Source organism: Alkalimonas delamerensis (assembly GCF_030717955.1).
GTDB classification, from domain to species: Bacteria; Pseudomonadota; Gammaproteobacteria; order Enterobacterales; family Alteromonadaceae; genus Alkalimonas; species Alkalimonas delamerensis.
The window spans coordinates 194271-213878 of the sequence record NZ_JAUZVY010000003.1 but is presented as its reverse complement, the minus strand read 5'-3'; the positions used below and the strand labels follow the sequence as shown (position 1 = coordinate 213878).

Below are 19608 nucleotides of genomic sequence, written 5' to 3'. Positions count from 1 at the left end.
CTGTCAGGAGCTTTTTATGCCCAAGTTTCGTCAACAAGCTTTCCAGATCGCACTGTACGTCAACTGCGGCTTGCTGGTGCTGGCCTTTTTATTGGCCTTTTTGCACAACACCTGGTTGCTGGCTTTGCTTATCGGCGTGCCCGCCGTGGCCATTCCCTTTTGGTTGCAACAGAGCCTGGGCGATCATCCATTGGCACGCATCAGCTATGGCATCAGCTTTATGCTGTTTTCTGCGCTGCACATTCAGCAAAGCATGGGCATGACCGAAGTGCACTTTGGCATTTTTGTGCTGCTGGCCGTGTTGATTGCCTTTCGGGACTGGCTGGTCATTCTGGTGGCGGCTGGCGTGATTGCTGTCCATCATCTGCTGTTTATGTGGCTGCAAAGTAGCGGCCAACCGGTTTACCTGGTACCGGACTCGGATGCAACCTTCACCATCGTGATGATCCACGCAGGCTATGTGGTGGTCGAAGCCGTTGTACTCATGTTGATTTGCCGCTACAGCTACAAAGAAGCACAAATCGGTCAGTTCTTTATGACCAGCTCGCATCAGATGCTAAATGAGCAAGGCAAAATTAGCTTGCAAACACCCGAACCGGTTGTCCGCTCCAGACTTATTGATCGCTTTACCCAGGTGATGGCCACCGTCCAGCAAACGGTGCAGACCATTGATGGCGTTGCCCGGCAACTCAACCATGAGTCTGGTGAGCTGCTGGAGCAAGGCAGCTCGCTGGCCGATAGGATGACACAAAAAATGAAAGAGGTGGAGCGCATAGCTTCTGCCACCGAACAAATGTCGGCCAGCATTCAGGAGTTGGCAGAATTGGCGAACCAGGTGGTGTCGTTGGCACACGACTCCGATCAGGCCGCAGGCTCAGGACAAGCCTCCATCACTACCACCATTCAAACCATCCAGGCACTGGCTGAGAATCTGGCCGCTTCCAGGCAGAAAGTGCATGGCATGGCAGAGTCCACCCAGGAGATTAAAGGGGTGCTTGATGTGATCCAGGGCATTGCCGAGCAAACCAACCTGCTAGCGCTCAATGCTGCCATAGAGGCAGCCCGTGCCGGCGAACAAGGTCGTGGTTTTGCCGTGGTCGCCGACGAGGTGCGCACCCTGGCATCCAGAACCAACAGCTCAGCCGGTGAAATTAAAGGCATGATTGAGCGGATGGTGCAAAGCAGCCAGCAATCGGTCGAAGCCGTCGATCAATGCCTGAATCAGCTGGAACAAACCAAAGAGAGTGCCAGTGACAGTGGTGAGCAACTGAGAGCCATTTTGCAGCAAGTGCAAAGCGTGCTGCAATCGGCCGAAATTATGTCCACCACCTTAAGCCAGCAAGGTCAGGCCAGTCAGGAGATTGCCGAGTCAGCGCAGGAGTTAAGCTCGATGGCGATTGAGCAGCAACAACAGGGGCAACGCGTAGTCGATGTGGCCCAGGGCGTAAAATCCGCCTCCGATACCTTGGCCATTGAAATGAAACGCTTTAGTCATTGAGATGAAAGTTGCATTGAGTTCGCTGATGCTACTAGGCTGGCTGCTACTGAGCGGTTACCTGTTGTGGCAGGATCAGCGCAGTGTGGTTGGCGTTTTTGACCCGGAGCAGCGCTGGCAGCAGCAAGGCACGCATGAGCTTGAGCTTAGCAGCTTGCTCGCAGCACCGAGCGGGAGCTCTATGCAACTGCTGCATGTGATCGACCCCGCTTGCCGCTGCCATCGTCAGCAGCAACAACACCAGCAAACACTGCAGCAGAGCTTTGCAGGGATCCCGCAACAGACCCTGAGTATTGCTGAGGCCAGGCAACTGGGATTAAGCATACCAGCAGCGCCAATGGCCATTTTACTGAATGGAAATGAACTGGTGTACGCAGGCCCATACACTGCGGGGCCCATCTGCGGCTCTGGCGATGGTTGGATAGAGCGATTGCTGCGTGATGAAATCCAGTTTGCCGGAACCTGGCTTAACGGCGAAAGCAGCAGCTGCCGCTGCTTACAGTCTGTCTAAGGCGTCGTCCGAATCAAAGCCAGAATAATACCGCCACCAAGCTGGCGGCCAGGCAGTAATACAGCATCGGCAGCAGGGTATAACGGATAATATCGCCTTCACGGCCACTTAAATTGACCACGCTGGCGGCGGCCACCACATTGACCACACAGATCATATTGCCAGCATTGGCACCCAGCAGTTGCAATCCCAGCACCAGTGTCTCTGGCAAGGCCGCTTCGGCGGCGACCGCTTGCTGGAAAGACGCAAACATCATATTGGAAAAGGTCGCCGAGCCGGCCAAAAAAGATCCCAAAGCACCAATTAAAGGCGCAACCCAGAGCCAATAATCGGCCAGATGCAGCGCAGCGACCTGCGCCAACTCAAACGGCATCGCCGCAAGGCCAGCATCATTGACACCGGATTGCAGGAAAATCCGCACCATCGGCACCGAGGCCATCAAGGCAATGGTGGCCGGCCCCAGCCGGGCCAGGCTGTCGCGCCCGGCTTGTTGCACCATGCGCCAGGGGCTTTGCTGCTTTGGGTTCTGGTGCAACCAGAGTGTCAGCAGCGCCACCGCCAAAAAGAAACTGCCCGGCAAGTACAAAGGGGCCAGGCTGGCACTGATGTCGGTTCCCAGGATATTGGCCCAGCGCCATTCCAGGCTGCGCAACCAGCCTTGCAACGGCAGCTGCGGTATACGGCTCAGCACCAACAGCAGCGCCACCAGACCATAGGGCAGCCAGGCCCGCCACAGAGGCATGATCCTGTCCGATGCAGCCACCAGCTGCTGCAAAGCCTGGCTTTGTTGCTTATCCTCAGCAGAAAAATACCAGGGCGTTTTCGGCAACAAAATACCAAAGTGTGCCAAAGTGCTCATCAGCACAAGGCCGGTTAAGGCCCCCAAAATGGATGGAAACTCAGGCCCAAGCAACCAGGCTACGCCATAAGCGGGCACGGTAAAGGCCAAGCCACCCAGCAGCGCAAAAGGTGCCAGTTGCAAGGCTGGCCACCAGCTTTTTTCTTCGCTGAAAAAACGGGTCAGGATCAAGCAAAGGATCAGTGGTAGTAAGGAGGCCACCAGCACATCAATGCCAATGGCGGTCAGCGCAATGGCTTGCAATGCCTCCGGGCTAGCCCCTTCCATGCCCTGGGCAATGCCCACCAGCACCGGGGTCCCGACTGCACCAAAAGACACGCTGCTCGAATCGGCGATCAGCGCCAGAACCACCGCAGCCAGCGGCGAAAAGCCCAGCGCCACCAGCAAGGGCGCAGCAATGGCGGCTGGGGTACCGAACCCGGCCGCCCCTTCTAAGAAGCTAACAAAAAGCCAGCCAATGAGAATGGTTTGCACCCGCCGGTCTGGTGAGAGTTTGGCAAAACCGGCCCGAATGGCATCCAGGCCACCGCTGTAACGCAACACATTCAGCAGCAGGATAGCGCCAAACACAATCCATAAAATACTGACAGCAATCACGCTGCCTTCCAGCATGGCAGCCAGCAACTGCTTTAGCGGCAGCTGCCAGACCCAAAGAGCCAGCAGCGCCGACACCAGTAAACTCAGTGGCATAGCACGGGTCGCCGGCAAACGCAGCAACACCAAAAGCACAAAGACGCTGAGCACCGGCATCAGGGCGGTCAGCCATTGCAGGGTCGTCATCTAACGGCCTTTAACTAATAAAACCATAGTGCTGCGCCACCCTATCAAAGTACTGCAGACAGATTTTGGCGTACTGGCGCTTTTCAACATAGCTGCCGGGAAAGAAGTTCTTCTTAAAGCCGTAGGCCACCATGTCTTTTAGCCGCTTGATCGGGATATCAAAGTGATCGAGCGCCAGCTGGTATTCATGGCTCAGGGTGGTATTGGACACCAGACGGTTGTCGGTACAAATCACCGTCGCCATCCGGTTTTTCAGCATCTCGCCAAACGGATGCTGGCGGATATCGGCGATGGCCGGGTTGGTTTGCAAATTGCTGGTCAGGCAGACTTCAATGGCAATGCGCTTATCCGCCATAAAAGACGCCAGCCGCTGGCTGTAGGCTGTCGGATCGGCAATGGCCGGGTCCTGAATCCGCTCTGGTAAAAACAACGAATAGCCATGACCAATCCGATCGGCATGGCACTCGGTAATGGCTTCAAACACACTCTCGGCGCCATAGGCTTCGCCGGCATGTACGGTTTTCAGCAAAAAGTGCTGATGGGCGTAATCGTACACTTCTTTAAACTTGCTGGCCGGATAACCCGATTCCTGGCCGGCCAAATCCAAGCCGACAATGGGTATGCCTTCATCATCACGCAGCCGCACGCTGGCCCGAACCAACTCCATTGCCGCCAGTTTGATCACCTGCATCGGCTCAAAGTCCCGCATCAGCTGAAACAGCTGATCGTAATAAGGCGAAAAGCCTTTGGCCGCGACCATTCGCATCGCGCAGTTGATGATGCCATAGCGAAACGGCGGCTTGCCCTGGTCCAACACCGCGGCCGAGCTGTTGTACTCCAGCTCCGCCCGCTGTAAGCCCGCATTAACCGCTCGCATGACGGTATCAAAGTCCAAGCCTTTGCTTAAATCCATCAACAGCTGTGGCGCAAAACGCACTTCGATGTAATTGACGCCTTCGGCCAGATTATCCAGCGCCAGCTCGTACGCGGCCTGAGTTAAATGATCGGCATCCCGCAGCACGGCACAGGTGTATTGGAAACCGCGCAGGTATTCGCCCAAATTCTGATAGGCCGGCTTAAACACCTGGGCCTGCATCCCCTCTACCGTATCGGCCGGCAGCGGCACTTTCAGGGTTTTGGCCATAGCCAGCAGCGTATCAAGCCGTAAACTGCCATCTAAGTGCAGATGCAGATCGGCTTTGGGCATGGCGCGGATAAAGTCGCTGGAATAACGGGGCATAGCAAGTTCCTTAAACAAGTCCCTTTAGTTTAGCTGCAAAAGCCCCCTGAAAGAAGGCAAAAAGGCCAGCTACACCTAGCTGGCCTTCCGTAGTAAAGCAGGGCAGAACTTATTGCATCTTAACCCAAGCAGCACACCAACCTTCGTTGGCGACCAATTTGCCTGGGAAGATGGCGCAAGGACGCCAATCGGCGTCTTCACCCTGGATCAGGTTGCAGTTGTGGCAGTACTGGCCTTCCACTTCCGATTCGTGGGTGTAACGCATCGCCACTGCCAGCGGATCGTCCAGTTTAATTTTCTCCGCCGCCACTGCACGCAAGCTGATCCCACCCAGCGTCATTCCGATCAGACCACCGGCCGAGAGCTTGAGAAACTGACGACGTTTTTCATTGGTATTTGACATGGTTAAACTCCTGCATAGTGTAAAAAATATTTTTTATTATCTTTTTATTGTACTTTCTAAAGAGCCGATTGGTTTTGATACCGCGCAAGAAAACCAATCCTTTGGCATAGCATAGCTGCTATTTGGCCGGCTACCAAACCTGGATTGAGGTACAATAGATGACCATGAAACACCGCAGGAGTTTCCTTGTGCAAGTCGATCACAGTTATGCACGCCTTCCCAGCCAGTTTTATCAGCCTTGGCAAGCCAGTCCGGTAGAGGCTCCCGACTGGCTGGCCTTTAATCAGCCACTGGCAGACTACCTTGGGCTGGAAAAAGCCGAGCAGCGCACTGAGCTTGGCTTGCAGCAGTTTGCCGGAAATAGCGTACCAGGCTGGGCCAAACCCATGGCTCAGGCCTATGCCGGTCATCAGTTTGGTCAGTACAACCCACAGCTGGGCGATGGCCGGGCGCTGTTGTTGGCCGAGGTGATTGCACAGGATGGCAAGCGCTTTGATGTGCAACTCAAAGGCGCTGGCCCAACCCCTTTCTCCCGCGGTGGTGATGGCCGCTCCGCCATCGGCCCGGTGATCCGTGAGTATTTGGTTAGCGAAGCCATGCAGGTGCTGGGCGTGCCCACCACCCGGGCATTGGCTGCCGTTGCTACAGGTCAGAATGTCTATCGGGATGAGCCGGTACCAGGCGCCATTCTGACCCGGGTCGCCAGCAGCCATATTCGCATTGGCACCTTTCAGTACATTGCCGCTTTGGGCAACCCCGGTTATTTGCGCCAGTTCGCCGATTATGTGATTGACCGGCACTACCCGGACTGCCAACAGCAGGACAATCCTTACCTTGCCTTCCTCGCGCAAGTAGTGACCAAACAAGCCAGCCTCATCGCCCACTGGATGCGACTGGGCTTTATTCACGGTGTGATGAATACCGATAATACCAGCATCTCTGGCGAAACCATCGACTATGGCCCCTGTGCTTTTATTGATCAGTACCAGGCCGATAAAGTCTTCAGTTCGATTGACCGGCGCGGCCGCTATGCCTACAGCAATCAGCCCCCGATCGCGCTGTGGAATCTGGCCCGGCTGGCCGAGTGTCTGCTGCCACTGATCGCGGGTGATGAAAAAACCGCGGTGGAGTTAGCCACCAAAGCCTTGCAGCAATTTCAGCCGCAGTATGAAGCGCTGTGGCTGTCGCAGATGGCGACCAAAGTCGGCATCACCGAGCCCAGTCCGGCCGACAAAGTCTTACTCGATGATTACCTGCACTTGCTGGAGCAACATCAGGTCGACTTTACCCTCGGCTTTCGCTACCTGAGTGATGAACTGCGCCCAGCCGCCGATAGCAAAGCCCAAGCGCTTTTCGCCAACAGCGCTATCTTCACCGAATGGCGCGAGCGCTGGCTGACACGACTGGCCCAACAGCCACTCAGTCATAGCGACATCGCAGCGCAGATGGATGGCGTCAATCCACTATTGATCCCACGCAATCACTTAATTGCCAAAGCCATCGATCAGGCGCAGGACCAAGGCGACTTGCGCTTTTTCCAGCGCCTGCAACAAGCCTGGCAGACACCTTTTGCCAGCACCAGCGACGCGGATTTAATCGCCCCGCCGAAGACCGAAGAAGTGGTACACCGGACTTTTTGCGGTACTTAAAGAGTTAACGCAAAAGGCCGTAAAGCTTTTGCCCATCCACGCAGGTACCGGTTAAAACTTACCATGGCAGCTTAACTGCCTGACAAAATAAACCATCAATAGCAAAGACAGCACAAAGAGTGGTATCGCTGCCCCAGCCGATAACATGGGCGCATCCTCCATTGCGGGGAATGCATAAGACAAACTTATCGCAATAAAATTATTGACGCTATGCACAATAATGGCTGGCAGTAACGACTTCGTTTGCCAAGTGATGTAACAAAGCGCAAGGCCAAACAAGGTAGCTCCAACTATATCCGAATGCATCACACCAAACAGAATTGAGCTGATCATGGCCGCAGGCCAAAACGATAATTTTTTCATCAGAACAAACAGCAATATGCCGCGAAACAGCATCTCTTCCCACACAGCAGTAACTACAACAATGCCAAGGACATCGAGCACGATAACCCAGCCAGGATAAGCTAAGGTGACTTGCTCGACACTGCTAAAAATATAGCTAGCCAACCAGGCTGGCATGCTCTCTCTTAGAGGGTAGTAAATGGCATCGTACCCCATTATTGCGGAAAAAATGAAAATACCGCCTAGCATCATGCTAAGCAAAATCATCCCATCGGAGAGGCCTTCACCAAAAGCTGCTTTAAAGCTTCCGCACTTTTTCAATAAAAGGTAGATAAAAGATGAAAATACAATCAGGTAAAAAATTCTGTTCCAGCTAAGGGACCAGAGCTCTTCTGGCATGGGTAGTGCAACATCGTGAAACGCATCTGAAAGCAGTAAAAACACCACCATAAAAACCAACGAACCTGGCAGCCACCAAAGGCTTCGTTTTGCATAACACGATTGCAGACTATCCATAGTCCTCACTTCCTTTCACTGTTTGCTGTCGGCTAGATTAGAAAGTTTGCACTAAGCGCCACAGTGCTTAAAACCTGCCAGGGCTTGCACCGCTGGCAGGTTTTTTTAATGGTTTAAGATCTTACTGGCCTTTGATTTCGCTATGGCCTTTGTAAATGGCTTTGTCGCCCAGCTCCTGCTCGATACGCAGCAGCTGGTTGTACTTGGCAACGCGATCCGAGCGGCACAGCGAGCCGGTTTTAATTTGACCAGCTGCGGTACCTACCGCCAGATCAGCGATAAAGGCGTCTTCGGTTTCGCCGCTGCGGTGTGAAATCACCACGGTAAAGCCGGCATCTTTGGCCATTTTAATCGCCTGCAGGGTTTCGGTCAGCGAGCCAATCTGATTGAACTTGATCAGAATGGAATTGCCGATGCCTTCTTCAATGCCGCGGGTCAGGATCTTGGTGTTGGTCACAAACAAATCATCACCGACCAGCTGCACCTTGGCACCGATTTTCTGGGTTAAATCTTTCCAACCGTCCCAGTCGCTTTCATCCAGCCCGTCTTCAATCGAAACGATCGGGAACTTCTGGGTCAGGTCGGCCAGGAAGTCATTAAAGCCGAAGGAATCAAAGCTTTTACCTTCGCCCGACAGCTCATACATGCCGTCATGGTAGAACTCAGAGGCCGCACAATCCAGCGCCAGGGTGATGTCTTTGTTCATCTCGTAGCCGGCTGCTTTGACCGCTTCAACGATCACCGTCAGGGCTTCTTCGTTCGATTTCAGATCCGGCGCAAAACCACCTTCATCACCAACCGCAGTGTTCAGGCCGCGCTGCTGCAGCTCTTTTTTCAGCTGGTGGAAAATTTCAGCGCCCATGCGCAGGCCTTCACCAAAGCTCTTAGCGCCGACCGGCTGGATCATGAATTCCTGAATATCGACGTTGTTGTCGGCATGCTCACCACCGTTGATGATGTTCATCATCGGCACCGGCATCGAGTACTGGCCTGGGGTACCGTTTAAATCGGCAATGTGCTGGTACAGCGGGATTTGCTTATCGGCAGCGGCGGCACGCGCTACCGCCAGCGATACGGCCAGAATGGCGTTGGCACCCAGCTTGCTTTTGCTCTCGGTCCCATCCAGCTCGATCATGATGCGATCGATCTCAGCCTGCTGCTGCGCATCCTGTCCCACCAAAGCGGCTTTGATAGGACCTGTGATGTTGGCGACAGCCTGCTGCACGCCTTTACCTAAATAACGGCTTTTATCGCCATCGCGCAGCTCCAGCGCTTCACGCGAGCCGGTCGAGGCGCCGGATGGGGCGCAGCCACGGCCAATAATGCCGCTGGTTAAAATCACATCCGCTTCCACGGTCGGGTTGCCACGTGAGTCGATGATTTCACGGGCAATGATGTTGGCAATCGTAGACATAGTAATTTCCCTGTAGATAAAACAACAAAGCCGCACTCAAAGAGCGCGGCCCGGATTTGTTAGACGCGTTGTTGCTTTTGGTGCTGGTGGCTGGCCGCCACAAAGCCTTCAAACAGTGGATGTCCATCCCTGGGTGTGGAGCAAAATTCCGGATGGAACTGGCTGGCCACAAACCATGGGTGGGTAGGGATTTCTATTATTTCCACCAGTTGGTTGTCGGCAGATAGCCCGGATACCACCAGGCCTGCTTCTTTGAGTTGAGGTAAAAAATGATTGTTCACTTCGTAGCGATGACGGTGACGCTCCTGAATCACATCCTTGCCGTAAATCGCCCGCGCTTTGGTGCCTTTCACCAGATTGCAGGCCTGGCTACCCAGCCGCATGGTGCCGCCCAAATCGGAGTCTTCGCTGCGGGTTTCCACCGCACCATCAGAATCCAGCCATTCGGTGATCAAACCCACCACCGGGTGGGTGCTGGCTTTGTTGAATTCGGTGGAGTGCGCATCGGCCATGCCGGCGACGTGGCGGGCGTATTCAATCAATGCCACCTGCATGCCCAGGCAAATGCCCAGGTAAGGCACGTTGTTTTCACGGGCGTACTGAGCGGCTTTAATTTTGCCTTCCACCCCGCGCTCACCAAAACCGCCGGGCACCAGAATGCCATCCAGACCAGCCAAGATAGCGGTGCCCTTGCTTTCGACATCCTGCGAATCAATGTACTTGATGGTGACGGTTAAGCGGTTCTTCAGACCGGCATGTCCCAGCGCTTCATTGACCGATTTGTAGGCATCCGGCAGTTCGACGTACTTGCCGACCATGCCAATGGTGACTTCACCGGTCGGGTTGGACTCCTGATACAGCACCTGTTCCCACTCGGCCAGATCGGCGACTTTGCAGTCGATGTGAAAGCGGCGCACAATCAAATCATCCAGTCCTTGTGACTTCAATAAAGCCGGGATCTGGTAAATGCTGGGCACATCTTTCAGGCTGATGACCGCCTTTTCTTCCACATTGGTAAACAGAGCAATTTTCGCCCGCTCATTGGCTGGAATGGGTCGATCGGAGCGGCAGACCAAAATATCCGGCTGAATACCGATGGAGCGCAGCTCTTTGACTGAATGCTGGGTCGGCTTGGTTTTGATTTCACCGGCAGTGCCCAGATACGGCACCAGCGTCAAATGCATAAACAAGGTGCGCTCGCGGCCCACTTCGGTCGCCAATTGACGAATGGCTTCCAAAAACGGCAAGGATTCGATATCGCCGACAGTGCCACCAATTTCCACAATGGCAATGTCGTGGCCTTCGCCACCGGCAATAATGCGGGCTTTGATTTCGTTGGTAATGTGCGGGATCACCTGAATGGTGGCACCCAGGTAATCACCCCGGCGCTCGCGGCGTAGTACATCGGCGTAAACAGCACCCTGGGTGAAGTTGTTGCGCTTGGACATCTTGGTGCGGATAAAACGCTCGTAGTGGCCTAAATCCAGGTCGGTCTCGGCACCGTCTTCGGTGACGTAGACTTCACCGTGCTGGATCGGGCTCATGGTGCCTGGATCCAGGTTGATGTAAGGGTCCAGTTTCAGAATGGTGACGCTTAAACCGCGCGCTTCCAAAATGGCCGCCAGCGATGCTGCTGCGATGCCTTTACCCAGGGAGGAAACCACCCCGCCCGTCACAAAAATATACCGTGTAGTCATGAGACCCCTAGACGACGTTAATGAAAGCGAAGATAACCAATGGCCCCATGCAGCAGCAACGACAAAATCACCCACAGCATGGGTGTTGCTTACGATGGAAATTTGGTATCAGGACGGGAGGCAAGTATAGCAAAGCAAAGCCAAGTGCTCAATGCTGTTGCAACGAAAATCGCCAGGCCAGCAGCAACGACCAGCAACAACAACCAGCAGCAACAAAAAGCCCGGCAGCTTATCTGGCCTGCCGTTTCACCTTCTCCCACAGCGCATCCATTTCGATTAAATCGCTTTGCTGCGGGGCTTTGCCCAGCTTGGCCAGTTCTGCTTCTACCGCCCGAAAGCGGCGTTCAAACTTGCTGTTGGCCTGGCGCAGCACGCCTTCTGGCTCCAGTTTGTGTTTACGTATCACATTGACCAGTGCAAACAATAAATCGCCGAGCTCTTCGGCCAGCGCCGGGCTGTCCGCGGGCAGCTCTTCAACTTCGGCCACTTCTTCTTTGACTTTGTCCCAGGCACCAGCCACATCGCTCCAGTCAAAACCAACATTGGCGCAGCGTTTTTGCAGCTTGTAAGCGCGGCTTAATGCCGGCATGGCAGCCGGAATGTTATCCAGCACGCTGTGCTTACCACTGGCTTTGCGCTCTTCGCTTTTCAGCGCTTCCCAGTTTTGCAGCACCTGCTCGGCATTCTCGACCGAATGGTTGCCCGCACTCTCGGCAAACACATGCGGATGACGCCTTACCAGCTTGTCACAGATGGCCTGCACGCAGTCCTTGAACTGAAAACGGCCCTCTTCTTCGGCTATCCGGGCGTAAAACACCGTTTGAAACAGCAAATCACCGAGCTCGTCTTTGAGTTCATCATAGCTTTGCCGCTCAATCGCATCGGCCACCTCGTAGGCCTCTTCCAGGGTGTAGGGCACGATGCTGCGAAAGGTTTGCTTGATGTCCCAGGGGCACCCCTGCTCCGGGTCACGCAATCTGGCCATAATGGCCAGCAAATCATCCATTTGGTACGACGTCATCGCTGATCCTAGTGGTTTGACTGTTGGTGGCAACGTTTGGCTTCCAACACATCCGGCACCTGACTGACTTTGCTCAGCAGTTTGTTCAGGGTGTCCTGATTGTAAAGCTCCAGCGTCATGTTGATCACCACACTTTGCTCTTTGATGTTGGAGTGGCTGTTCATTTGGGTTACATTGGCTTTTTCATTGGCCAAAATGCTGGTGATATCGCGCAGCAAGCCATTGCGATCATGCGCCAGAATACGGATATCGACCGCATAGCCCGAGGCGTACTGATCGCCCCAGGTCGCTTCGACCACCCGCTCCGGATGCTGTGACTCCATCAGTTTGAACTGCTCGCAATCATCCCGGTGCACCGCAATGCCTCTGCCCTGGGTAATGTAACCAATGATGGCATCACCCGGCAGCGGCTGACAACAGCCAGCCATATGAGTCAGCAGATTGCCCACGCCTTGCACCACCACATCGCTTTGCACTCTGGGCGCACTGGGCTTTTGTTTCAGCCGTGGGTCGATTTCCGGCTCATTGCTTTTTGGCTGCTGGCTCTGCAGGTAATGCACCACCTGCGTCAGTTTGATGTCGCCGCCGCCGATCCCCACCAGCAGTTCGTCCATGCTGTTGACATTAAAGCGCTGCAACACTTTGGCCGGATGCTCCATCGGCAAGTTCAGCTTGGCCAGTTCACTATCGAGTAAATCGCGGCCGGCGGCCAGATTTTTATCTTTGTCTTGCTGCCGGAACCAATACTGCACCTTGGAGCGCGCCCGGCTCGACTTCAGATAGCCTAAATGCGGGTTTAACCAGTCCCGGCTGGGGTTTTGCTCCCGTCCTGTCAGTATTTCGACCTGGTCGCCGGTTTTCAGCTGGTAGGTAAAAGGCACAATACGACCGGATATTTTGGCACCGATGCAACGATGCCCGACGCTGGAATGCACATAGTAGGCAAAATCCAGTGGCGTTGAACCCAGTGGCAAATCGACAATATCGCCTTTCGGGGTAAAGACATAGACCCGGTCTTCAGTGACCTGATTGCGCAGCTCTTCGGCCAAATCGGCGCTGTCGACCACTTCTTCCTGCCATTGCAACAGCTTGCGCAGCCAACCAATTTTCTCATCGTAGCCTTCGCGACCGTGCTGGGCGCCTTCTTTGTATTTCCAGTGTGCCGCCACCCCCAGCTCGGCATCTTCGTGCATCTGGCGGGTGCGGATCTGAATTTCCACCGCCCGGCCTTGCGGGCCTATCACCACGGTATGAATGGATTGATAGCCGTTTTGTTTCGGGGTGGCGATGTAATCGTCGAACTCGGTCGGCAAATGCCGCCAGGAGGTATGCACCAGACCAAGGGCGGCGTAACAGTCCTGCACTTTCTCGGTGACAATGCGCACAGCGCGGATGTCGTACAGCTGGTCAAAGGCCAGCTGCTTTTTCTGCATTTTTTTCCAGATGCTGAAAATATGCTTCGGCCGGCCATAGACCTCCGCGTTCACACCAGCCTCTGCCATTTTGCGCTCAACCTGAGCGACAAAGTCTTGCATAAACTGTTCGCGGTCGAGCCTTTTTTCTTCCAACAAGCTGGCAATTTGCTTGTACAGCTGCGGATGCAGGTAGCGAAAAGCTAAATCTTCCAATTCCCACTTAATTTGGCCAATACCCAGCCGGTTGGCCAAAGGAGCGAAAATGGCATTGGTTTCCTTGGCCGCCAGCACCCGGGTTTCTTCATCGGCATTTTTGACATTGCGCAGTTCGCAAATCTGGCTGGCCAGTTTAATAACCACAGCCCGGACATCTTCCACCATCGCCAGCAACATGCGGCGCAAGTTATCGGCTTGCTGAGGCTGCAGCGTTTGATTGGCACCGAGTGGGATGCTGCGAATGGCTTCCATCTGTTTGACGGCCAGCAACATCGGCAGCACCGCCTTGGGGAAGCTGTCTTCAATGCTTTCGGCTGCAAGGACACCGGCATCAAACAGCGGAAACAGCAAAGCCGCCAGCAGCGCATCTTTGTCCATCCGTAACTCGGACAGGATCTCGACCATCTCCCAGCCATCGCGCAGCTTGGGCTCGTCTGGCGTTACCTCGTGCTGCAGCAGCCAGGATTCAGCCGTTAACAGTGCATCGATTTTCTGCTCCGATAGCTTCAGAGCCGTTAAACGGCTTAGCAGTTCAGTGCTGTCGGTCCGGTGCACATGGCGAACGGTGACCATGGTTTTCCCCTTGTATTGTCAGATCAAAACGCCAAAGCCGATGGGCTGTAGCGGTTGGGTACGCTAAGCAGACGCTTTTTTCCATGGAAGGAAAAACGCAGCCCCCATGGATGGGTTTACGGCGTGTCTGTGTGCGCTACCCAGCCGATGCAGCCTGGCACCCAAGCACCAGGATGCACCTCATTAAATCAGTTCAAACAGCGCCATCACTTCCAAATGGCGGGTTTGCGGAAACATCTCCACCGCAGCCAGTTTACTCAAACGGTAGCCCTGCCGCAGCAAGTGGCTGGCATCGCGTGCCAGGCTCTCCGGGTTGCAGGAGACATAAAGCACCTTGCTGGCTCCCAGGCTTCCTAACTGCTCAATGCTGCCACTGGCGCCGGCCCGGGCCGGGTCCAGTAAAATTTTATCGTACGGCTGACGGCACCAGTCGCTGTCCGGCCAGGGCAGATGCAAATCGGCCTGAACAAAAGTCACATTGCTAAGACCATTGTTGGCGGCATTGGTTGCCGCCCGTTGCACCATGCTTTCCAAGCCTTCCACGCCTATCACTTGCGCCGCCTGCTGTGCCAGCGGCAAACTAAAGTTGCCAATGCCGCAGTACAAATCCAGCACCCGATCCTGCGGCGCTATGGCCAGCCAGTCAAGTGCTGTCTCAATCATTTGTTGATTGACGCTGGCATTGACCTGGATAAAGTCAGCGGGCTCAAAAGCCAATTGCAACTGCTGGCTGGTCAAAGGGTAGCAAAGTGGCTTCTCCTCCCCTTGCCAGGCCTGAAAGACACCCGGTTCAGCCTCCCCGAGCCAACGCGCATCCGGCCAACTGGCACAGAGCATCGCAATATCATTGGCCGGCAAGGCTTCGGTGTGGCGTACCACCACAGTGGCCTCACCATCGGCATCAATCAGATCCAAATGGGTAATGCTGCGCCCTTGCTGCAATTGCTTGAGCACCGGCAGCAACACCGAGAACACCGGCTGCAACACCGGGCTCAGTACCTGGCACTCGGTCAGTGGTTGAATGCGAAAATCACCTTGCTGGCGAAAACCAAGCTGAAACACTTTTTTGCTCTGTTGGTACCAGACACCGAGCCGGGCTTTGCGACGATAGCCCAGAGCAGCGCCTTGAATTGGCGTTTGCCAGGGCAAGACAGCAAGCCCCAGCTGATGACAGAGTAAGTTGTCAATCGCAGCCTGCTTCCAGGCCAGCTGCGCCTCAGGACGGGCATGCTGCAACTGGCAACCACCGCACTGCTGAAAGTGCGGGCAAGGTGGCGACTGGCGCGCCTCAGCCGGCTGCAGTACTTGCTGCAGTTCGGCCAGGCTAAAGCCTTTCTTTTGACGGGTCACTTTTACCTGCACCCGCTCACCGGGTAAGGCGCCAGGCACAAAGACAGCCTTCCCCTGATGCCGGGCCAGCCCCTGACCCAAATGATCCAGGCTTTCAATGTGCAACGACAGACTTTTATTTGGTGCTTTTTTTTTGGCAGCCTGGTAGATGATGGCCATAACGGAAGCCCCTTATAGGCATTTGCTGACGCTTATGTCATGATAGTTGTATCGAACCCTATTGTAGCAAGCTGCCCTCACCATGACGACTCTTGCACTGCATCATCGAATTTTGTTGATGATCGTCGCACCTACGGTGCTGATCAGCCTGTTGCTGGGCAGTTATTTTACCCAGGTGCGCACCCAGGACGTGCAACACTTTCTGGAACAACAAGCCAGCAACATTGCCGAACCGTTAGCGCTGGCCAGCAGCGATGCACTGGCACAAGGCAACGATGCCTTGCTGCGGCAGCTGCTGGATGTCAGTCACCGCAAGAACTCACCGCTGGTCAAAAGTCTGGCCATCTTCGATCCTCAGCACCAACTGCTGTTCACCAGCAATTACCACCCGCAAATACAAGGTTTAAGCCGCAGTTCCACCCAACCAGCCATGCAGTTCACCGAACTGGAATCCTTGGATCAGTGGCTGATTATCCGTAGCCCCATTTGGCAAGAAACAGGCTACAGCAGCCAGCCACAGTTGCTGGGTTACCTGGCAGTCCAACTGCAGCGGGATAGCTTACGGCTGGCACGCAACGCCTCCTTACTGGCTTCGCTGCTGGCGGTTTTTGCGGCTTTGCTCCTAAGCACCTTGTTAGGCTGGCTCACCAGCCGTCGGATCAGTCTGCCAATAGAACAGTTGCTGCAACGCCTGCAGCAGGCGCCGATGCGGCTACCAACCTCAGTTGAACCCAGCCGAAACGAGCTGGAGCAACTCTCTGCCGGCATTGATGGTCTGCTGCGCTGCTGTCAGGAGCTGCAGGAAGACATGCAGCAACAAGTCGAACAGGCCACCGCCGACTTGCAGCAAAGCATGGAGCAACTGGAGGTACAGAGTATTGAGCTGGAACTCAGCCGTCGCAAAGCACTGGAAGAAAACCGCCAGAAAACTGAGTTTCTGGCCAAAATGAGTCATGAATTGCGAACGCCTTTAAATGGCGTGCTTGGCTTTACCCGCCAGCTGCTAAAAACACAGCTTAGCGCCAGCCAGTTCGACTACCTGCAAACCATCCAAAAGTCCGCTAATAGCCTGCTGGTGCTGGTCAATGATGTGCTCGACTTTGCCCGACTGGAAGAAGGCCGGATGCCGCTGAATCCACAACCGGTGTCGTTGCGCGAACTGCTGGATGACGCGACCGAACTGCTGGCAGCTCAAGCCTTTGAAAAGCAACTGGAGCTGGCGCTGATCGTCGACCCCAGCTGCCCGGATGATCTGGTGCTGGATGCCACCCGCCTGACGCAGGTACTGGTGAACATCGCCGGCAATGCCATCAAGTTTACCGAACGTGGCAGCGTGGTGATCCGGGTACGGGCCAGTATTTTATCCGAACAGCAGCTTGGCCTGCATATTTCGGTGCAAGATACCGGCATCGGTCTGACCGAAGAGCAACAACAACAAGTGTTGCGTGGCAGCAACCAGCAAAAAACCAGCAGCGGCAAAGGCAGTGGCGCCGGCCTTGGTTTGATGATTTCACAAAAGCTGGTGCTTGCGATGGCGGGCCATATTGGGGTCGAGAGCCAGCCGGGTAAAGGGGCGACCTTCTGGTTTACCCTGGAATGCAAGCGCCACCCCACCACAGTGGCAGAGCCTTTGCCATTGGAGCTGTTGGATGGCAAGCGCTTGCTCTATTTTGAGCCTCAGCAATACTCCCGCGAAGCTTGCAGCAATTTGCTGCTCAGTTGGGGGCTTGATGTCACCCTGTGTGCAACCCAGGCTCAATTGCGTCAAGCTCTGGCTCACCAGCAACATTATGATCTGGCGCTGCTGGGTCGAACCCTCTCTTTGCATCAGTTGCAGCAAATTCAGGAGCTGGCCCAGCGCGTCAGGGCGCAAGCCGATCACTGTGTGTTGCTGGTCAATACCTTGTCGCCGCACTTACGCGAAGCCATTCAATTGTCCGGCGCCGATGCCTGCCTATCCAAGCCCGTGCATCACCGCAAACTGGCCATGGTACTGGCCCAACCCTACGCACACCATGAGCAGCAGCCGGCTATCGCCTTAAAACCCACCAAAGCCAACTTAAAAGTGCTGGTGGTGGATGATAATGAAGCCAACCTCAAGCTCATCCACACCCTGCTGGCTGAATTGGTACTGCATGTCGATACCGCCGTCCATGGCGCTGAAGCCTGGCAAAAAGCCACCTTGCACCTGTACGACATTATTTTTATGGACATCAATATGCCGGTGATGGATGGCGTTGAAGCCTGTCAGAAAATCCAGCAAAGCTCGCTCAATGAGCAAACCCCCATTATTGCCGTGACCGCCCACGCCATCGCCGGCGAGCGGGAGCGCTTGCTGGGGCTTGGGTTTGCCGATTTTCTCAGCAAGCCGCTGGATGAGCACATGCTGCAACTGACTTTGCAGGAGCATGTACCGCAAACCAAGGTGCTGGCAGCAGGCAGCAGCAACGCCCGGCAAGAGCTGGTGATCCCGCACAGCCACTACATTGACTGGTCTTTATCCTTGCAACGCGCCGGTGGCAAAGCCGAGCTGGCGCTGGAAATGCTGCAAATGTTGTGCAGCTCCTTACCCGAGTCGTTTCAGCACATCCAACAAAGCTGGCAAGCCGGCGATGCCGAGCAGTTGCTGCACCATGTGCATAAGCTGCACGGCGCGACCTGTTACAGCGGCGTGCCCCAACTCAAGCAATTGACCGAGCAACTGGAAACTCAGCTGAAGCGCGGCCAGCCATTGTCGCAGTTGGAGCCTGAGATGCTGGAGCTGACCGATGTGGTGGAGGGCTTGTTGCAGGATTTGTCAGGCGCAGAGTGGCAGCAACTGGTCAGCACTCCGCCAGCTGCAGCACAGTCGTCTTAACGCTCCAGAATGACCGTGGCGCAGGCGTAATCCTGCTCATCGCTGATGCTAAGCCAGCAGTGCTGGATACCCCGCTGTTGCAGCAACTCCAGGCTGTAGCCGCTGCAGCGAAGCAAGGGTGCTCCAAGCGCATCGTGATCAATCTGAAACTGCTGCCAGGACACACCGCGACCGATGCCGGTACCCAGCGCTTTGGCTGCCGCTTCTTTGGCGGCAAAGCGTTTGGCCAAAAAGCGGGCCGGCTCGGCATGGCCGATAAAGTCACTCAGCTCAGTCGGCGTCAACACCCGCTCTGCCAGCTTCGGGCTTCGTGTCAGGCTGCGCTCAATGCGGCTGAGCTGCACGATGTCGGTGCCCAAACCGGCGATGGCCATTAGCGACGCGCATCCAGCATCAGCTGCTTCATATCGGCTACAGCCGCATGCAAGCCACTAAAAATAGCGCGCGCGACGATGGCATGGCCAATGTTCAGCTCGTAGATTTCCGGTATCGCGGCAATGGGCTGCACATTGTGGTAATGCAAGCCATGGCCGGCATTCACCACCAGCCCTTTGCTGCTGGCGTAGCGAGCGGCGTCTTGAATGCGTGCCAGCTCTTGTTGCTGCGCTTCTCCGTCGCTTTCGGCGTAACGGCCGGTATGCAATTCAATGTAAGGGGCTCCTGCAGCCAGCACCGCATCAATTTGCACCGGATCCGGATCAATAAACAAGGACACCAGAATGCCTTGTTCAGCAAGGCGTGCGCAGGCCGACTGCACCTTCTCCAGTTGGCCGGCGACATCCAGCCCGCCTTCCGTGGTTAGCTCCTCGCGCTTTTCCGGGACCAGACAACAGAAGTGCGGCTGAACTTCAAGCGCGATGGCGAGCATTTCTTCGGTCACCGCCATCTCAAAGTTGAGCCGGGTGCTGATGGTTTGCTGCAGCAAATAAACATCGCGATCCACGATGTGGCGCCGGTCCTCACGCAAATGCACGGTAATGCCATCGGCGCCGGCTTGCTCGGCCACCAGGGCCGCATGCACCGGCTCCGGGTAGTTGGTACCACGCGCCTGGCGCAAGGTCGCCACATGATCGATATTCACACCCAGATAAATTGACGACATCAGAGGCTC

15 protein-coding genes are annotated in these 19608 nt (G+C 55.2%); 4 read left to right on the top strand and 11 right to left on the bottom strand.

The window, feature by feature from the left end:
- Positions 1-16 precede the first annotated feature (16 nt).
- Both Q3O59_RS09315 and Q3O59_RS09310 read left to right on the top strand, forming a co-directional pair.
- On the top strand, positions 17-1498 hold the full coding sequence (locus Q3O59_RS09315; protein WP_305945322.1) for a methyl-accepting chemotaxis protein: 1482 nt from the start codon (positions 17-19) through the stop codon (positions 1496-1498).
- 25 nt (positions 1499-1523) lie between these two features.
- The gene (locus Q3O59_RS09310) at positions 1524-2006 is read left to right on the top strand and encodes a DUF6436 domain-containing protein (protein ID WP_305945321.1); all 483 of its coding nucleotides are present in this window, start codon (positions 1524-1526) and stop codon (positions 2004-2006) included.
- A gap of 13 nt (positions 2007-2019) precedes the next feature.
- Here the strand turns inward: Q3O59_RS09310 and Q3O59_RS09305 are convergent, their stop codons facing one another.
- The 3 genes from Q3O59_RS09305 to Q3O59_RS09295 all read right to left on the bottom strand — a co-directional run bounded on the left by Q3O59_RS09305 (position 2020) and on the right by Q3O59_RS09295 (position 5288).
- Positions 2020-3645 carry an L-lactate permease gene (locus Q3O59_RS09305; RefSeq protein ID WP_305945320.1) on the bottom strand — a complete coding sequence of 542 codons (1626 nt, stop codon included), beginning with the start codon at positions 3643-3645 and terminating at the stop codon, positions 2020-2022.
- A gap of 10 nt (positions 3646-3655) precedes the next feature.
- Positions 3656-4885 carry an adenosine deaminase family protein gene (locus Q3O59_RS09300; RefSeq protein WP_305945319.1) on the bottom strand — a complete coding sequence of 410 codons (1230 nt, stop codon included), beginning with the start codon at positions 4883-4885 and terminating at the stop codon, positions 3656-3658.
- Positions 4886-4994: 109 nt separating this feature from the next.
- Entirely contained in the window at positions 4995-5288 is a 294-nt protein-coding gene (locus Q3O59_RS09295) for a high-potential iron-sulfur protein (RefSeq protein WP_305945318.1), read from the bottom strand.
- A 188-nt stretch (positions 5289-5476) separates the two neighbouring features.
- Here Q3O59_RS09295 and Q3O59_RS09290 point away from each other — a divergent pair, with 188 nt between their 5' ends.
- Positions 5477-6937 carry a protein adenylyltransferase SelO gene (locus Q3O59_RS09290; protein WP_369812375.1) on the top strand — a complete coding sequence of 487 codons (1461 nt, stop codon included), beginning with the start codon at positions 5477-5479 and terminating at the stop codon, positions 6935-6937.
- Between the two features lie 51 nt (positions 6938-6988).
- Here Q3O59_RS09290 and Q3O59_RS09285 read toward each other — a convergent pair whose 3' ends face one another.
- The 6 genes from Q3O59_RS09285 to rlmD all read right to left on the bottom strand — a co-directional run bounded on the left by Q3O59_RS09285 (position 6989) and on the right by rlmD (position 15640).
- Positions 6989-7795: a CPBP family intramembrane glutamic endopeptidase gene (locus Q3O59_RS09285; RefSeq protein ID WP_305945317.1), complete on the bottom strand. Its 807-nt coding sequence runs from the start codon at positions 7793-7795 to the stop codon at positions 6989-6991.
- 121 nt (positions 7796-7916) lie between these two features.
- Positions 7917-9209 carry a phosphopyruvate hydratase gene (gene eno, locus Q3O59_RS09280; RefSeq protein WP_305945316.1) on the bottom strand — a complete coding sequence of 431 codons (1293 nt, stop codon included), beginning with the start codon at positions 9207-9209 and terminating at the stop codon, positions 7917-7919.
- A 59-nt stretch (positions 9210-9268) separates the two neighbouring features.
- Positions 9269-10906: a CTP synthase gene (gene pyrG / locus Q3O59_RS09275; RefSeq protein WP_305945315.1), complete on the bottom strand. Its 1638-nt coding sequence runs from the start codon at positions 10904-10906 to the stop codon at positions 9269-9271.
- A gap of 229 nt (positions 10907-11135) precedes the next feature.
- Positions 11136-11927: a nucleoside triphosphate pyrophosphohydrolase gene (mazG, locus tag Q3O59_RS09270; protein ID WP_305945314.1), complete on the bottom strand. Its 792-nt coding sequence runs from the start codon at positions 11925-11927 to the stop codon at positions 11136-11138.
- An 8-nt stretch (positions 11928-11935) separates the two neighbouring features.
- Positions 11936-14131: a GTP diphosphokinase gene (relA, locus tag Q3O59_RS09265; protein ID WP_305945313.1), complete on the bottom strand. Its 2196-nt coding sequence runs from the start codon at positions 14129-14131 to the stop codon at positions 11936-11938.
- Between the two features lie 183 nt (positions 14132-14314).
- Positions 14315-15640, bottom strand: coding sequence for a 23S rRNA (uracil(1939)-C(5))-methyltransferase RlmD (rlmD, locus tag Q3O59_RS09260; RefSeq protein ID WP_305945312.1), 1326 nt, complete (start codon positions 15638-15640; stop codon positions 14315-14317).
- Positions 15641-15722: 82 nt separating this feature from the next.
- On the opposite strand from rlmD, the gene barA reads away from it, so the two are divergent.
- Entirely contained in the window at positions 15723-18497 is a 2775-nt protein-coding gene (gene barA, locus Q3O59_RS09255) for a two-component sensor histidine kinase BarA (RefSeq protein ID WP_305945311.1), read from the top strand.
- Here barA and acpS read toward each other — a convergent pair.
- Together acpS and pdxJ are read right to left on the bottom strand one after the other, a co-directional pair.
- Positions 18494-18871, bottom strand: coding sequence for a holo-ACP synthase (gene acpS, locus Q3O59_RS09250; RefSeq protein WP_305945310.1), 378 nt, complete (start codon positions 18869-18871; stop codon positions 18494-18496). The genes barA and acpS overlap by 4 nt on opposite strands.
- Positions 18871-19599 (bottom strand): pyridoxine 5'-phosphate synthase, encoded by a 729-nt coding sequence (gene pdxJ / locus Q3O59_RS09245; protein ID WP_228589835.1) that lies wholly within the window; start codon positions 19597-19599, stop codon positions 18871-18873. The genes acpS and pdxJ overlap by 1 nt, the downstream gene beginning before the upstream one ends.
- Between the last annotated feature and the right edge of the window lie 9 nt (positions 19600-19608).

What these genes read in the sequence shown, in the direction of transcription:
- Q3O59_RS09295 (WP_305945318.1), bottom strand. Translation starts at nt 5,288, where the DNA reads ATGTCAAATACCAATGAAAAACGTCGTCAGTTTCTCAAGCTCTCGGCC.
- Q3O59_RS09305 (WP_305945320.1), bottom strand. Translation starts at nt 3,645, where the DNA reads ATGACGACCCTGCAATGGCTGACCGCCCTGATGCCGGTGCTCAGCGTC.
- pyrG (WP_305945315.1), bottom strand. Translation starts at nt 10,906, where the DNA reads ATGACTACACGGTATATTTTTGTGACGGGCGGGGTGGTTTCCTCCCTG.
- barA (WP_305945311.1), top strand. Translation starts at nt 15,723, where the DNA reads ATGACGACTCTTGCACTGCATCATCGAATTTTGTTGATGATCGTCGCA.
- Q3O59_RS09300 (WP_305945319.1), bottom strand. Translation starts at nt 4,885, where the DNA reads ATGCCCCGTTATTCCAGCGACTTTATCCGCGCCATGCCCAAAGCCGAT.
- eno (WP_305945316.1), bottom strand. Translation starts at nt 9,209, where the DNA reads ATGTCTACGATTGCCAACATCATTGCCCGTGAAATCATCGACTCACGT.
- Q3O59_RS09315 (WP_305945322.1), top strand. Translation starts at nt 17, where the DNA reads ATGCCCAAGTTTCGTCAACAAGCTTTCCAGATCGCACTGTACGTCAAC.
- relA (WP_305945313.1), bottom strand. Translation starts at nt 14,131, where the DNA reads ATGGTCACCGTTCGCCATGTGCACCGGACCGACAGCACTGAACTGCTA.
- rlmD (WP_305945312.1), bottom strand. Translation starts at nt 15,640, where the DNA reads ATGGCCATCATCTACCAGGCTGCCAAAAAAAAAGCACCAAATAAAAGT.
- acpS (WP_305945310.1), bottom strand. Translation starts at nt 18,871, where the DNA reads ATGGCCATCGCCGGTTTGGGCACCGACATCGTGCAGCTCAGCCGCATT.
- pdxJ (WP_228589835.1), bottom strand. Translation starts at nt 19,599, where the DNA reads ATGTCGTCAATTTATCTGGGTGTGAATATCGATCATGTGGCGACCTTG.
- Q3O59_RS09285 (WP_305945317.1), bottom strand. Translation starts at nt 7,795, where the DNA reads ATGGATAGTCTGCAATCGTGTTATGCAAAACGAAGCCTTTGGTGGCTG.
- Q3O59_RS09310 (WP_305945321.1), top strand. Translation starts at nt 1,524, where the DNA reads ATGCTACTAGGCTGGCTGCTACTGAGCGGTTACCTGTTGTGGCAGGAT.
- mazG (WP_305945314.1), bottom strand. Translation starts at nt 11,927, where the DNA reads ATGACGTCGTACCAAATGGATGATTTGCTGGCCATTATGGCCAGATTG.